At 65.3% G+C, this 14,669-nt stretch carries 14 protein-coding genes and 1 pseudogene; 5 read left to right on the top strand and 10 right to left on the bottom strand.

The window, feature by feature from the left end; translation table 11 throughout:
• Position 1 precedes the first annotated feature (1 nt).
• Both ACVMIM_RS17840 and ACVMIM_RS17835 read right to left on the bottom strand, forming a co-directional pair.
• The gene (locus ACVMIM_RS17840) at positions 2 to 547 is read right to left on the bottom strand and encodes a YbhB/YbcL family Raf kinase inhibitor-like protein (RefSeq protein WP_476113586.1); all 546 of its coding nucleotides are present in this window, start codon (positions 545 to 547) and stop codon (positions 2 to 4) included.
• 265 nt (positions 548 to 812) lie between these two features.
• Positions 813 to 1,982, bottom strand: a complete 1,170-nt coding sequence (locus ACVMIM_RS17835; protein ID WP_476117282.1) for an aminotransferase-like domain-containing protein — start codon at positions 1,980 to 1,982, stop codon at positions 813 to 815.
• A gap of 270 nt (positions 1,983 to 2,252) precedes the next feature.
• Here ACVMIM_RS17835 and ACVMIM_RS17830 point away from each other — a divergent pair, with 270 nt between their 5' ends.
• A complete protein-coding gene (locus ACVMIM_RS17830) occupies positions 2,253 to 2,993 on the top strand; it encodes a sulfotransferase family protein (protein ID WP_041001367.1) in 741 nt (246 codons plus the stop codon).
• Positions 2,994 to 3,052: 59 nt separating this feature from the next.
• Here ACVMIM_RS17830 and ACVMIM_RS17825 read toward each other — a convergent pair whose 3' ends face one another.
• The 4 genes from ACVMIM_RS17825 to ACVMIM_RS17810 all read right to left on the bottom strand — a co-directional run bounded on the left by ACVMIM_RS17825 (position 3,053) and on the right by ACVMIM_RS17810 (position 5,926).
• On the bottom strand, positions 3,053 to 3,208 hold the full coding sequence (locus ACVMIM_RS17825; RefSeq protein WP_224516067.1) for a DUF1127 domain-containing protein: 156 nt from the start codon (positions 3,206 to 3,208) through the stop codon (positions 3,053 to 3,055).
• 302 nt (positions 3,209 to 3,510) lie between these two features.
• On the bottom strand, positions 3,511 to 4,728 hold the full coding sequence (locus ACVMIM_RS17820; protein WP_476113584.1) for an amidohydrolase family protein: 1,218 nt from the start codon (positions 4,726 to 4,728) through the stop codon (positions 3,511 to 3,513).
• A gap of 313 nt (positions 4,729 to 5,041) precedes the next feature.
• Entirely contained in the window at positions 5,042 to 5,497 is a 456-nt protein-coding gene (locus ACVMIM_RS17815; protein WP_041001373.1) for a GFA family protein, read from the bottom strand.
• A 51-nt stretch (positions 5,498 to 5,548) separates the two neighbouring features.
• A complete protein-coding gene (locus ACVMIM_RS17810; protein ID WP_476113583.1) occupies positions 5,549 to 5,926 on the bottom strand; it encodes a cysteine hydrolase family protein in 378 nt (125 codons plus the stop codon).
• A gap of 301 nt (positions 5,927 to 6,227) precedes the next feature.
• Between ACVMIM_RS17810 and ACVMIM_RS17805 the strand changes: the two genes are divergently transcribed.
• The gene (locus ACVMIM_RS17805) at positions 6,228 to 6,638 is read left to right on the top strand and encodes a hypothetical protein (RefSeq protein ID WP_476113581.1); all 411 of its coding nucleotides are present in this window, start codon (positions 6,228 to 6,230) and stop codon (positions 6,636 to 6,638) included.
• Between the two features lie 81 nt (positions 6,639 to 6,719).
• Entirely contained in the window at positions 6,720 to 6,986 is a 267-nt protein-coding gene (locus ACVMIM_RS17800; protein ID WP_476113580.1) for a hypothetical protein, read from the top strand.
• 48 nt (positions 6,987 to 7,034) lie between these two features.
• Here ACVMIM_RS17800 and ACVMIM_RS17795 read toward each other — a convergent pair whose 3' ends face one another.
• The gene (locus ACVMIM_RS17795) at positions 7,035 to 7,943 is read right to left on the bottom strand and encodes a LysR family transcriptional regulator (RefSeq protein WP_476113578.1); all 909 of its coding nucleotides are present in this window, start codon (positions 7,941 to 7,943) and stop codon (positions 7,035 to 7,037) included.
• 97 nt (positions 7,944 to 8,040) lie between these two features.
• On the opposite strand from ACVMIM_RS17795, the gene ACVMIM_RS17790 reads away from it, so the two are divergent.
• Positions 8,041 to 9,258: an MFS transporter gene (locus ACVMIM_RS17790; RefSeq protein ID WP_476113576.1), complete on the top strand. Its 1,218-nt coding sequence runs from the start codon at positions 8,041 to 8,043 to the stop codon at positions 9,256 to 9,258.
• A gap of 41 nt (positions 9,259 to 9,299) precedes the next feature.
• Here ACVMIM_RS17790 and ACVMIM_RS17785 read toward each other — a convergent pair.
• The 3 genes and pseudogenes from ACVMIM_RS17785 to ACVMIM_RS17775 form a co-directional block, all read right to left on the bottom strand.
• A pseudogene (locus ACVMIM_RS17785) lies at positions 9,300 to 11,322 on the bottom strand (amidase).
• Positions 11,323 to 11,554: 232 nt separating this feature from the next.
• Positions 11,555 to 12,226: a hypothetical protein gene (locus ACVMIM_RS17780; protein ID WP_476113574.1), complete on the bottom strand. Its 672-nt coding sequence runs from the start codon at positions 12,224 to 12,226 to the stop codon at positions 11,555 to 11,557.
• A gap of 141 nt (positions 12,227 to 12,367) precedes the next feature.
• A complete protein-coding gene (locus tag ACVMIM_RS17775; RefSeq protein WP_476113572.1) occupies positions 12,368 to 13,864 on the bottom strand; it encodes a WD40 repeat domain-containing protein in 1,497 nt (498 codons plus the stop codon).
• A 245-nt stretch (positions 13,865 to 14,109) separates the two neighbouring features.
• Here ACVMIM_RS17775 and ACVMIM_RS17770 point away from each other — a divergent pair, with 245 nt between their 5' ends.
• Entirely contained in the window at positions 14,110 to 14,418 is a 309-nt protein-coding gene (locus ACVMIM_RS17770; protein ID WP_476113570.1) for a hypothetical protein, read from the top strand.
• Positions 14,419 to 14,669: the final 251 nt, after the last annotated feature.

The following is a 14,669-nucleotide window of genomic DNA, read 5'->3' as shown; positions in this document are numbered from 1 at the left end:
GCTACCTCCCATAGGTATAGGTCACGGTCGCCACGCCGAGCGCCGAGCTCTTGGCGGCCACCGAGACCATCTCCGGCAGCGGGTTGGCCGGTATGCGCAATGTCTTTTCACCCAGCGCGTACAGCGTGAAAACATAGTGATGGTCGCCGCTGCCGGGAGGCGGGCACGGGCCGAAATAGCCGGCGCGGCCGACGCCGCCTTTGCCCAGCACCGAGCCCTTGGGCATGCGCTTGCCGCCTTGCGCGCCGGCACCCTCGCGCAGCCCCTTGGCGCTGGCCGGGATGTTCCAGGCCAGCCAGTGCCAGAACCCCTTGCCGCCATTGGCATCGGTGTCGAACATGGTCAGCGCGTAGCTTTTCGTTCCCGCTGGCGGATCCTTCCAGCCAAGCGCGATCGAGACACTCTGTCCGCCGCAGCCGGCCTTATCGCCGAGATATTTCGCGTCCCATTTGCCGTCGGAGACCGACGGGCTGGAAATCTCGAACGCCTGCGCCTGGGTGGCGAAGGCGATTAGGGCAAGCATGGTGAGGCCGAGGCGCAAGGTCATTTGATCCTCCCTGAACAACAGAGCGTAGCGGAAAAGCGGTCCGAAAAAGGGCAAGCTGGCGCGACCGCCCGCCTGGACAGCAAAAAAGCCCCGCCGGTGGAGGCCGTCGGGGCTCTTTCGTTCGGACCATGGAGGTGGGACCCCACGGTCGGTTCGATCCAGGGGGTGTTGGATCAGAGCGACACTAGCCGAGGAATCGGCCGCGCGGACAATCACGCCTGCGCACTACCAATCACGCCTGCGCGAGAATGAGGTGATGGCCAGCTCAGCCCCGCAGCAGCTTCGCCAGCCGCGGCACACCCTCGTTCACCGCGCGGTCGTCGGCAAGGGTGAAGGACATGCGCAGCGTGTTGCGGCCGGTGCCGTCGGCGTAGAAGGCGTTGCCGGGCACGAAGGCGACGCGGGCCTCCTTCACCGAGCGGGTCAGGAGCTCGGTTGCGTCCGTGCCTTCCGGCAGCGTCAGCCAGACGAACATTCCCCCGTCCGGACGGCTCCAGGAAATGCCTTCCGGCATATTGGCCTCAAGCGCGCCAAGCAGCGCGTCGCGGCGCTTGCGGTAGGCGCCGATCAGCTTGTCCACCTGTGCGTCAAAGATGGTCTCGGCGACGCGATGCATGACCATCTGATTGATCGAGGGGCTGTGCAGGTCGGAGGCCTGCTTCATCAGCACCAGCTTCTCCACGACGTGGCGCGGCGCGCAGACCCAACCGACGCGCATGCCGGGCGACAGGATCTTCGAGAAGGAGCCGCAATAGAGCGTGCGGGCATGATCGATGCCGCCGGAGCGGGCGCAGTCGAGCGCCAGGATCGGCGGCACGCCCTCCCCGTCATAGCGCAGCGCGCGATAGGCGGCGTCCTCGATGACGGCGATGTCCAGCTCACCGGCAAGATCGAGCACCGCCTCGCGCTGCTTGACGTTCAGCGTGTTGCCGGTCGGGTTGGCGAAATCCGGCACCAGATAGGCGAACTTCACCTTGCCGCCATTTGCAGCGGCGGCGGCGCGATAAGCCTCCGGCGTCATGTTGCCGCCGGCGGTGTTCAGCCGGTCGTAGCGCGGCTCATAGGCGTTGAAGGCCTGGAGCGCGCCGAGATAGGTCGGCCATGTCACAAGCGCAGTGTCGCCGGGGGACAAAAAGAGCTTGCCGAGATAGTCGAGCGCCTGCTGCGAGCCGGAGGTGATGAAGATGTTGCCTTCGTCGCATTGTACGCCGAGCTTGCCCATATAGGCGGCCAGCCATTTGCGCAGCGGCAGAAAACCTTCGCTGACCTGGTATTGCAGCGCGGCGCCCGCCTCCGCGCCGCCCAGCATGGCCTGGTAGGCACCGCCGATGGCTTCGGCCGGAAACAGCGAGGGGTCGGGAATGCCGCCAGCGAAGGAGATGATGTCCGGCTGGTCGAGCAGTTTCAGGAGCTCGCGGATTTCGGAAGCCTTCATGCGCGAAGAGCGCGAGGCCAGAAGATTCAACAGGGTCAAGGCGCACCTCCGCAGTGCCTATTTAGGTCAGCTTCATTGACCTATTATCAGGCCACGCCTTTCGCGTGAATACACAAAACGGTCATGGCGCATCGTCGGGGCAACATTTGGCCTACAGATTTCAACGTATGCTAATGGAAAGCCATTGCGCGGTCGGCCGGACAGGCGCACGATCGCGGCCAAGGAACCGGAAGCCGAGAGAAAATCAATCCGGACGAACGGGGAACGCGCATGACACTCGAGGTCATCGGGGCCGGATTCGGCCGCACCGGCACGTGGTCGACTTTCGCCGCCCTGAACCGGCTCGGTTTTCCGAGCTATCACATGCAGGAAGTCATCATCAATAAGGCCAACAAGGGCCACCTCGATTTCTGGCGAAAGGTGGCGAACAGCCCGCCCGGCACGCAGCACGACTGGAACCGTGTCTTCGCCAATTATCGTGCGACCGTGGACAATCCGGGCTGCTGCGTGTGGCGCGAGCTGATGGTCGCCTATCCGGACGCCAAAGTGCTTCTGACGCTGCACCCGCGCGGCGCCGAAGCCTGGTATGAGAGCACCATCGACACGATTTATTTCACCGAGAATGTCTGGCAGTTCAAGGTGCTGGAATGGCTGACGCCATTCGGCCGCAAGTTCGGCGACATGTCGCGCAAGCTGGTCTGGGGCCGGACGCTGAAAGGCGTGATGAACGACCGCGACAAGGCGGTCGCGCGCTACAATTCCTATATCGAAGAGGTGAAGGCGGCAGTGCCGCCGGAAAAGCTCTTGGTGTTCAAGGTCAGCGATGGCTGGGCGCCGCTCTGCGATTTCCTCGGCGTCGCTTTGCCCAACGAGCCGTTCCCCAATCTCAACGACCGGGCCAGCATCAAGAAGATCATCAACGGCATGATCGCGGGATCCTATCTGATGCTTGCCGGCGTCGCGGTGCTGATCGCGCTGGCGGCTGGCGGCTTGTGGTGGTGGCTGGGGTAACCGGCGGGGACCCATCAAGCCACCACGACCGCCGATGCCCTCGCGTCGGCGCCGCGCGACTAGAACGGCAGGCGGATTTCGTCGGGCTCGGCCCGCTCGGGCCAGCCGATGTCCTTCTGGATCTCCGCCGGCAGTTCGTAGAGCTCGCGCGTCGTTCTCCGGCGCTTGCTGGCCTGCGCGAAGGCGGCGCGGATCCTGTTAAGACTTTTGATCATGAGAGCCTCCATATCAATCAGCGGCGGAAAACCGGCGCCGCCTCTTCCCAGCGCCGCTTTTGCGATGCGTCTGTAACCAGTCGATAGCGCGCGAACGGTGAAATGCTTCACGAAGCCGGAGCGGCTTGAAACATATGCATGCAAATTAGTTTGTAGGATCGGCCACGCGGTCTGTGCGAAAATCGGGAGCTTGCATGGCGCGCAATGTCAGGCGCTTGGGCTTGTCGCCTGATGGGCTGATTCCCCTAACTAGCGAGGCGGCGGCGCGGCTTGTAGCTCGGCACAAACGGGCGCCCCCTAAATCAGTTGCATCTCGCACTCACTTTTCCGCCCCGCGCCACTTCCCTGCCGGCGCGATAGACGGTGCGCTCCTTCGGCGCCGCCACCACCGCTTCCGGGACGTGCTCGGCCTTCAGCACAACGAAATCCGCCTTGGCGCCGACCATGATGCCGTAGCCTTCTAGCCCGAGCGCCTTGGCGCCGGCACAGCTCACCATGTCGTAGGCGGCTTCCAGTTCCCAATCCTCGTAGAAGCCGGAGCGGTAGCCGATAATGTTGGCGCGGTTGAGCATGTCGCCATCGCCATAGGGCCACCAGGAATCGCGGATGTTGTCGGAACCGGCAAAGACCGTGACACCCGCCTTGCGCAGCGCCGCCACGGGCGGGAAAGGATGATCGCCGGGCGCGTTGGTCATGATGGCGACGCCGGCATCCGCTATCCTCTCGGCCGCCCGGGCCAACGCATCGGCGGAGATGTCGCCCAGCGCATAGGCATGGCTGACGGCGACCTTTCCCTGCATGCCCGACGCCGTGGTCCGGGTGACGATCTCCTCGATCTCGAACAGGCCGAGCGAGCCGCGGTCATGCAGGTGGATGTCGACGCCGGCGCCGTGCTTTTCGGCAAGGCCAAAGACGACATCGAGGTGGCCCTTCACATCGCGGTCGAAGCTTGCCGGGTCGAGGCCGCCGATCAGGTCGCAGCCGAGCTTGAGCGCCTCGTCGAGCAGCTCCGCCGCGCCTGGCGAGGACAGGATGCCGCTCTGCGGGAAGGCGACGAGCTGGATGTCGATCAGGTCGCGGTATTTCTCCCGCACCCCTAGAATCGTCTCCACATGCTTCAGCCCGACCGCGGCATCGACCATGACGTGGCTGCGCATGGCGAGACTGCCATTGCCGACACAGAGCTCGAGCTGGTTTCTCGCCCGCTCCTTCATTGGTGCCGCCTGCTCGAGGTTGCACATCTGGAAAGCGACCCGCTCGCGCACATCGAAACCATTGGTGCAGGGAATGTGCGGACGCCAGGCGTCGCCATAGAAGGAAGTGTCGAGATGGATATGGCCCTCGACGAAAGCCGGCAGCACCAACTGGCCGGCAAGATCGATGGTGCCGGCCTGCGGCGGCGTCGTATTGGCTGCAGGCGCGATGGCGCTGAAGCGGCCGTCGGCTACGGTGAGGTCAGCGACCGTGCCGTCGGCGAGCCTGGCGTTGAGAAAATGAGTCTGATTCACGATGCAATCCATTGAAAAGGAAGCGTCAGTCGTCGCCGGTCGGGCGGACGAGGTCAATGCAGCAAGGGATAGAAACTGTTTCGCCCTTGCTTTCTCCTCCGTGTGCAGCAAAGCAAGTGCAACCGCCGCCATATACCGTTTTCGCGGAAGTTTCAGCGGGTGGCAAATGTGCCATGGTGAAGCCTGCGGTATGAGGCCGCCGTGGTCGACGCGGACGCCCAAGCACATCCCCAACAATGCGCCCCCAACGGCCGCGTCGACCATGAACGGAAATGGCAAGGGCGCCCCTGCCCTAGATCGCCGTTTTTCGACCGGCCCGCTTTGATCAGCCTTGGGTGCCGGCGTATTCGGCGACCAGCGGCTCATATTCCTCGAAGGACGGCAGCGCTTCATAGCTATGCACGGCCGCCGTTGCCGCCCAGGGCAATTTCTCGGCCGCCCATGTCTCGATGAAGGGCGTGAACCAGGCATGGTCGTCGAGCATGGTCGGGCGCAGATTGACGAACCAGTCGATCCCTTCCGGGCGCGTGAACATCCAGGTCATGCAGTAGCCGCAGAAATAATGCTTCGACGCGCCATGCAGACCGCCGACCACCGGCTCGCCCTTGGTCACCTCGAAGCCTTCCGACGGGATCGCCGCGCTCAGCGAATAGGCGCTCGACGACATCGATTGGCAGCCGGTGCAGTGGCAGGCCATGGTGAGCAGCGGCCTTGCCGATATCTTCAGACGCACACGGCCGCAGCGGCAGCCGCCTTCGGCGGGAAGAGTGAGGGTGGGCAAAAATAGCTCCTTGGGTTGGGGTTCATCCTTCTCCCTTGTGGGAGATGGCGCTCAGCCTTCCGTCAGCTCCGCCGTCGTTTTCATCCGCACGCCCTGTTCCTCGAAGGCCTGGTTGTGGCGGGCAATGATGTCGGGCGCCTTTTCCTGCAAGGAATCCAGCGTCGAATGCGCATCGGAAACCAGGGTGACGCCGAGGCCTTGGGCGAAGGCGCCCTTTACGGTGGCGGCGACGCAGAAATCGGTCTGAGCGCCGATGAGCACGACGTCGTTTGCGCCCTGCCCGGCCACCCATTCGGCGAGTTCTGGGTTGGAAAAAGCATTGCCGACGCTTTTGCCGAAGGTCGGCTCGTCGGCGTGCTGGCCGAGCAGCGGCCATACCGGCCAGGCCGGAGGCGCCCGGCGCCAGCGGATCGCCTTCCGGCCCGTCATGGCGGATGAACGCCACCTTGCGGCCGGAACGCCGCGCCCAGTCAATCAGCCTGCGCGCGCGCTCGGCGATCGTGTCGGCGTCGTGGATCGGCGGATCGAAACGGCCATCGAACATGCCGGCCTGCAGATCGATGACGATCAGCGGCGCTGCTGCGGAGGGGGCGGTGTTCGGCATGGCGCGAAGATAGCGTGGGTAGGGGATGGGTCAAGGACAAGGTACAACTCATAAGCGATTATGAACAGTCTAGAGTTGCAATGTGCGCGCGATGCAACTATCGTTACAAGCAATGGGGGCAGGATGATGGAACAATACACCGTATTCCTGATCGGGGCAGGCACACACGGCAATGACGAGCAGGCTGTCTTTACGCTGCATGATGCGGGGACAAAATGCCGACTCGTCTGCAGTTATCGGGACAAGGTCATCGAGGTCGAAGAGGACGACTATTTCGAAGCGCTATTCCAGATTCGCCTGCGCCTTGAACTGGATGGACTGCTGCCTTTCTGCTACGGCGCCAGCGGGAGAGTATACCCGGAGGGAACGGTGATCGAAATGAGCCGGGGACTAATCGCCTGCAAAATAAGGATGGGACAGCCACCGAAGGAGACGGACCTGGTCAACATCTTTGCCGATGGCCACGATGTGGTGCCTGCCTTTCCAAGGATGCAACAGGAATGCTGGGACGCCTGGCTCGCTTCATTGCCTTCCTGACGAGAAGCATCATACGCCAACCCACGGGAACTTGCGTATGACTGTCGCTGACCTAATTGGCCTTTTGACGATCCGCCAAATGTGGCCGTCATTACGATTCATCAGATAATCAGGGGCGAGCACATTGTAGATTACGTTGCTCACGATGACGACGATGGCGCCTGGCAGTTCCTGAACCGGGCTGTCGATTTCAGGATGGCCGACGCCATGCTTGTCGGCCTGTCTGAGATGGTGAAATTCGATAGCTCGCTCCGCGAACTCTGGGACCTCCCCTATGGCTGGTGTGCCTGGCGGGACGGCAAGGACCAACCGTGGCATCGCGCGATGAAAGAGCCTGAGGAGGAATGATGGCTTGCAGGCGACCGGTCTGATTTAGCTGGGGTTGAGATAGCGCACCTACGACATCAGCGGCATCGGGCCCTTCAGCGCCTCCGCCAGCGCGTCGCGGAAGACGGCGATCGGGCGCGCCAGCCTGCCGGCCGGGGGGCGGTGGAGCAGCCAGCAGCGCACTTGCGGCTTGAAGCCAGGGCAATCGATCACTTCGACCGCGTCGCGCCACTGGCTGCCCGACAGGGCGCCTGGCGTGACGACACCGATGCCGTGGCCGCGCGCCACGAGTGACATTCTCAGATCCGCGCCCTGCGCCTCGACGCCGACATGGAAAGGCAGCCGCGCCGCCTCGAAGCGGTGGCGGATGAAGGCGCGGAAGCCGCAGCCGGTCTCGTTGAGCACCCAAGGGTAGCGCGCGAGATCGTTGAGTTCGGCCGGCTTCGGCACGCCGAGACTTGGCGAAGCCACCAGCAGCACCGCCTGCACGCCGAGATCGTCGCCGACGAGTTCGGGCGGCGGCGCGACACCCTCGGCGAGGCAGACCGCGACGGCATCGATCTCGCTATGCAGCACCTGCTCCACCAGGCGCGGCGACAAGCTGGAGGTGATCTTCAGCGTCAGTTGCGGGAAGGCCGCGCGAAGACTGTCGAGCGGCTCAGACAGCGCGCTGGTCGAGAGATAGGGCATGATGCCGAGGCGGAATTCGCCCCTCACCTCCCCCGCCGGCGAGACGCCCGCCTTCAGATCCTCCAGCGAACGCAGCACGCGGCGGCCATGCTCATAGGCCTCGCGGCCAGATGCGGTGGGTTTGAGCGGCTTCGACTGGCGGTCGAGCAAAGGCGTCGCCAGCCGCTCCTCGAGGTTCTGCACCCGGCGCGTCACGCCGGGCTGAGTGAGGTTGAGTCTGGCCGAAGCGCCGACAATGGAGCCGGTCTCGACAACGGCGACGAAGGCTTCGAGATCATGGATGTTCATGCGCATCTCGCATAATCATTATCAGATCATTTCAATTGTAGCATTATGATCATTCCGAATAAAGTCCTCGTGAAATATGCGGACGAGGAAAACTTTGATGCACGTACACAACGCGCCATTGGCGGAACGGCCAAGCGAGGCCGCCAGCACTATCACCCGGTCCCAGACCCTGCTGTTCGCCGCCTCGGTCGGCATCATCGTCACCAATCTGTTCGCCCCGCAGACGCTGGTCGGACTGATCGGTCCGTCGCTGGGCGCGGCGGCATCGGAGAGTGGCCTGGTCTCGATGGCCACGCTGCTTGGCTACGCGGCGGGGCTGTTCTTCCTGGTGCCATTGTCGGATCTGGTCGAAAACCGCGTGCTGGTGCTGCGCATGCTCGCCGCGGCCGCACTCGCGGCGGCGGTCGCTTTCTTCGCGCCGTCCGCCACCTCGCTGCTTGCCGTGTTGTTCGTGCTCGGCGCGGCCTGTTCCTGCATCCAGGTGCTGGTGCCGGTCGCGGCCTCGATGGCGCCGCCCGGACAGGACGGGCGCGTCATCGGCGACGTCATGAGCGGGCTGATGATCGGCATCCTCTTGTCACGTCCGATCGCCAGCCTCGTCGCCGAGGCCTTCGGGTGGCGCGCCTTCTATGGCATCAGTGCCGCGGCACTTGGGCTGCTCGCCATCCTGCTTGGCTTAACGCTGCCGAGGCGGAAGCCCCTGGCGCATGCAAGCTACACGGGGCTCATCGCCTCGCTGGTCGGACTTCTGGGTCAGGAGCCCGTGCTGCGCCGCCGCGCCTTCACGGCGAGCCTGGTGATGGCGGCCTTCAGCGTGTTCTGGACGGCAGTGGCGCTTCGCCTCTCGGCTCCGCCCTTCGATCTCGGCCAGAAAGGCATCGCGCTGTTCGCGCTGGTTGGCGCCGGAGGTGCGGCGGTGACGCCAATCTTCGGCCGCGCCGGCGACCGTGGCCTTACGCGCCCGGCCACGATCCTGTGCCATCTCGTGCTGATCGCGGCGCTCGGCCTAGCCGCGTGGGCCGGCTCGGCCGAGGCCGACCCGCTATGGCTGCCGCTCATCTTCATGGGCCTCAGCGCCGTGATGCTCGATATCGGAGTCACCGGCGACCAGACGCTTGGCCGCCGTGCTGTCAACCTGCTGCAGCCGAAGGCGCGGGGCCGTATCAACGGGCTGTTCGTCGGCATTTTCTTCATCGGCGGCGCTATCGGCTCGCTGCTGGCCGGCCTCGCCTGGGCCTGGGGCGGCTGGACTGCGGTGTGCTCGGCAGGCGCGGTATTCGGAGTGGCAGCGTTGCTGGTGGATTGGGTGGGGTAGTAGGAGCGCACACCTTCTCCCCTTGCGGGAGAAGGTGAGGGCTAACCAATCCCGCCCGTCACGGCATATGCTCCGGCAGTGCGCCCATCTGCCAGCCTCACGATAGCGGTGACGATAGAGCCATAGGAACCACGCCATACGCTGTGGAAGCCTTGATGCGTCGCGGCCGGCACCACGATCCGGCCGGTGTAGCGGTTCCCCCCGGCCTGCATGATCACCGGCTTGCCGTTGACGTGGACTTTCACAGCCGCCTCCGGCCCCGGCTTGCCCGCCTCGATCTCCAGCGCGATCGTGATCTCGTCCGTGTCGCCGGCGCGGACGGTTTCGGCGGTCAGCATCAGGGCAACCGGCGCATCGCCGGCGCCACTCGTCACACCGCTGTCCCCCGCAAACACATCCTCCGCCAGCGGCGGCGTGCGCGGCGGAGCGGTGCGGCGCCTTGTGGCGCGCTCATAGTCGCCGGCGACGGTCAGCAGCGCCACGTCATCATAGGCCTTGCCGGCGAAGGTGAGGCCGACCGGCATACCGATATCGGCCATGGTGCCCATCGGCACCGTCACCGTCGGGATGCCGAGATGGCGCCAGACCAGATTGCCGTTGGCGACCCAGGTGCCGTTGCGCCAGGCAAGCCGGGCGGAAGCCTCGTTGACATCGGCATCGGCCGGGCCGACATCGGCGACGGCCGGCAGCACCACGGCATCGAGGCGGTTGGCATCGAGCCAGTCCTCGAAGTCGGCGCGGCGCGTTGCTTCCAGGCCCTTCAGACCGTCCTCGACGGTTGGGATATCTTCCAGTCGCGCCACGCCCTGCTTCGCGCGCTCGACATATTGCGCCAGATCGAAATCGGCATCGCCATAGCGGTCGCGCAACGTGCCCGGCGGTTGCGGGAAGATCTTTGCGCCGTCGACCGAAGCAAGATCGGGGATCGCCGGATCGGCATTGGCGCGCAGGAAATCGTCCCACGACCAGATGGAAAGGTCCCAGATCTCGCGCTCGGCGAATTCCGTCGGCATGAGCCTGCGGTCGACCATGGAGCGCGCGCCCGGGCGGTCGCGCTCGTAGTTGGAGACGACAGGAAAATCGACCTCAATGACCTCCGCGCCGAGCGCTTCCAGATCGCGCGCCCGCCTGCCGCCAAAGCTCAAGCACCGAGGCGCGTGTCTCGATCGGCCGGTCGGCGTCTTCGTCTTTGCCGATATACATTTTCGGCACGCCGAGTCTCTTACCCTTGAGCGCGCCTTGCACGGCAAGCCCCGCATAGCTCGCCGGCCGCAGCGTCGAGGCTTTCGGGATTTGCACCCAGGGCTGCACGCGCCAGAAATCGCCCCGCGTCTCGGCATCGTCGGCGACGATCACATCGAGCAGCTCCAGCATGTCGGCAACGGTCCGCGTATGCGGCACCACCACATCCATGGTCGGCACCAGAGGCCAGTTGCCGCGCGCCGAGATGACGCCGCGCGACGGCGTGTAGGCGACCAGCGCATTGTTGGAAGCCGGCGCGCGGCCCGACGACCAGGTTTCCTCGCCCAGTCCGAAGGCCGCGAAGCTGGCGGCGGTCGCCGTGCCGGAACCGTTCGAAGAGCCGGAGGCGAAAGCGGCGGTGAGGAAATCCCTGTTGTACGGGCTTTCGGCGCGGCCATAGACGCCGCGCTGCATGCCGCCATTGGCCATCGGCGGCATGTTGGTGAGGCCGATCAGCACCGCGCCCGCCGCGCGCAGGCGTGCAATGGTGAAAGCGTCCTCGTTTGCCGTGAGATGCTCGAAGGCGGGCGAACCGGCCGCCACCGTCAACCCCTTGGCCTTGTAGCTGTCCTTGGCGGTGTAGGGGATGCCGTCGAGCGGACTTAGCGTCTTGCCCTCGCGACGGCGGCGATCCGAGGCGGCCGCTTCTTCGAACATGTTTGGATTGAGGATGGGCACGGCGTTGAGCGCGATGCCGTGGCGGTCGTAATGGGCGATGCGCCTGAGATAAGCGCCCACCAGTTCGACACTGGTGACGGTGCCGTCTTCCAGCGCACGGCGCAGATCGGCGATCGAAGCTTCGACGAGGTAGAGTGTGGGCATGATGGCGGGCGAATTCCTTTGCAGAGCTTGCGTTCCGTCACCTCCCCCTCTGCCCTGCCGGGCATCGCACCCGCAAGGGGAGATTGCTCGCGCGCAGGCTGTCGACAATCGCCGACGTGCAGGGGGGTGCTATCGCCGAAGCTGCTGATCTCCCTCTCTCGGAGGAGATGCGCGGCAGGCCAGAGGGGGATGCTGTCCGGCCGGTCTCTCCCATAGCCCGGCAAGCGCTACCCTAGTTTTCACGAACGTCCTCCCGGAGCCCTGCTCTGTGTTCGATCCACCAGTCGTTCTGCCAATCCTCATAGCCGAGAAGGGAGCCCTCCATCCTTTCGAGAGCTTCGTTCCAGCCGGTCTTCGCTGAGACTTTCGACACCAGCAGAAACGCCTCTATCCGCCATTCCTCTCCGGGCAAGGCGAAGAAGATGCGTCGCCATTTCCGGAACCCGGGGAAGAGCGCGCGCTCGGCCTCGGTGAACGGCGTGTCGACGATGCGGCGGACCAATCGACCGGATCGAACGACGGGATCGAAGCGCTTCAGCGTGTCCTTCAGCCACTGTGTTGGATAGGCGTCTTGGAACATCGCCAACGGCTTGCGGCCTTCCAACATCAGCGGCAGTTCGAAATTTGTATGAACGAGATACGGTGTCTCGCGGACTGGATGCCAGGACTCGATGCGATTGAACCTCGGGTCTGGCTCGCAGGCCGGAACACTTATCGCGCCCAGCCTCTCAAGATCCGCTGGGTTCAATTCCCACAAGCCTGATAGCTGTGTGCTGCTGCAACCCAGAACCGCGCTGAGCTTTTTCAAGTCGAAGACGCAGATTCGAGCCTCGGAGACAGCCGAACCGGTCGCGGGATCGATCTCCTGCAGGACAAAATAAGTGGGTTCGGCAGTGTTGCTCACGGGGCGACGATGGCTGCTCCGACAGCTCTTGTACAGGCCTTCTTCGGATAGGCTGGCGGGACAGCGACCTCCTTCTGCCCTGCCGAGCATCTCCGCAAGGGGGAGATCGGCTGTCACACGGGCTTTCGCCAATCGGCAACGTTATTCCGGCGCCCCGGCAAACACCACCGTGCCATCGCCGCCTGCCGCGGGCCAGTCGCGGATGGTGCGGTCGATGCCGCCGGTCAAAAGCGTCCCGTCGGCGGCAAACGCCACCGAGTACATCGGCCCGGTGCCGGGGTCGAACTCGGCGATCTCGGCGCCGGTGTCCATGTTCCAGATCCGAGCCGTGCCATCCAGCGAGACAGAGCCGAGCCGTTTGCCGTCAGCCGACAGAGCGAGCGCGTAGACCGTGCCGGAATGGCCGCCGAAGCGGCGGACTTCCTTGAAGGTGTCGAGGTCCCAGAGTTTTATCGTGTAGTCGCCGCTGCCGGTCACCGCGTGATGGCCGTCGGCCAGGAAGACCGCGCCATAGGCGCCACGGTCGTGGCCGTGCCAGCTGCGCAGCTGCTTGCCGGCAACGATATCCCAAAGCTTCAGCTCACCGTCGATGCTGCCGGTGAGGGCCTTGGTGCCGTCGGGCGAGATGGCGACGGAACTCACCGACCAGTCGTGGCCCGGCAGCACATGCGACACCGTCCCCTTCTCCAGGTCCCAGACAACCACGGAACCGGTGTCGTGACCGCTGACGGCGCGCTTGCCGTCCTGACTGACCTTCAGTTGCCTGACGCCGCCGTTCGCCCCTGAGGAGAAGACGTGCAGCACCGTGCCGTCGGAGAGCTGGCGCAGCACGACCTCGCCGTCGTCGCCGGCAGTGAGCGCGGTCTTGCCGTCAGGCATAAAAAGCGCGCTGCGCGCCATGTCCTTGTGCTCACCAAGATCGCGGATCAGCCGCTTGCCGTCGATGTCCCAGAGCTTGATCATGCGGTCGGTGCTGGCACTCATGATCTCGTGGCCGTCGGCGGACACCGCCAGCCAGACCACGGCGTCGCGGTGACCTTCCGGCGCGGTCGGTTGGGCCGGAGGCGCCGGCGGAGGCGGCGCCACCGTCTGCGGCGGCGTTGCCGGCGCGAGTGCCGTCTGCTCGTTCGGCTGGACATGCCGTGCCGGTTGGGCAGGCGGCGCGGACTCGGCCGGCGCGGCGGCTGGCGGCGCCGGCTGGGCGGGAGCCGCAACCGGCTCGGACGGCGCGGGCTTCGCGGCCTGTTGCTGCGCGGCTGGCTCGACGTTCGTCTCCGGCGTGGTCGGTTTTGCGTTCGCCTTCGGCGAGGTTGGTTTTGCGCTCGCCTTCGGCGAGGTTGGTTTTGCGCTCGCCTTCGGCTCGGGCTTCGGCCCGGGTGGCTGAGGCTCCACCGGCGCGGTGGCGACTTCCTTCGCCCCGTCGCTGCCCGGCCCCGACGCCCGCCACGGACCGAGCTGGTCGGCGACGATGAGGAGCAGGGCCAAAAGCGGCAAAGCGAGTGCTGCGCGGCGCAGTCGCGGATGGCCGGCCGGCGCGATCTTGGCATCGCGGCCAAACAACGGGGCAGCCGGATCGTGCCTGGCGGCGCCGGGCAGCAGGCCGGCGAGGAAGAGCAGCCCGGCAAAAACCGACAGCACGCCGGCCGCGCCGAAGATTTCCAGGCGCGCCGCCGCCGGCGGCCTGCCGCCCAGCGCCGGATAGCGCGTCGGGCGCGAGCGCGCCGGGCGCCAACAGGCCGAGATTGACCGGGTAGGCCGACAGCGTCAGCCTTCGATCGAGCCCTGAGCCGACAATGACGATTTCATCGGCATCGACGCTCAGCGGGAAGCGAAAGGCCGCGTCCGCAGGCAGCGCGTGGCTTTGGAGCAACTGGCCCTTGCCCATGACCGACAGCGTCGCTTCCGCCCTAGCCGGCGTGCTGCCGCCCGCCGCCCGTCCCACCGCGAGGCCGACCGGCTTCGGCAGGCCCTCGCCGGCAAGGCCAACCATGGAGCCCGGCGCTTCCATCAAGCGGACCGCCTGGTCCGCGTTGGCGCTGCTGGCGCGCCAGCCGGGCGGCACCGAGACCGAGAAGCGATATCTGCCGGGCCTCTGGATCGCCGCGCTGCGGCGCTTCGACGACATTGGAAAATTGGCGAAACCGGCGGCGTTGCTGCGCGCCGAGGCAAGGAAGGCGCCGCGCTCGTCATAAAGCCGCACCACGATGCCCGCCATCGGCCGGTCGGCTTGACCATAGGTGCCGTCGCCGTCGACATCCATGTAGACGAAGGACGAGAAGTTGAGCTTGCCGGATGTCGGCGCCCACTTGGCGCGTGGCGCATAATCGCCGGCCGGATTGGGGTTGCCGCGCGCCCTGCGACGCTTGCGGCGCCAGCGCAGCGCGATCGCGATGAGGGCGATCGCACCGGCAAGGACGAGGGCTGAGATGAGCGCGACGAGGAT

This window comes from Mesorhizobium sp. USDA 4413 (assembly GCF_056280365.1).
The sequence above is the reverse complement of the archived record's forward strand: the minus strand, read 5'-3'. Positions and strand labels throughout refer to the sequence as shown.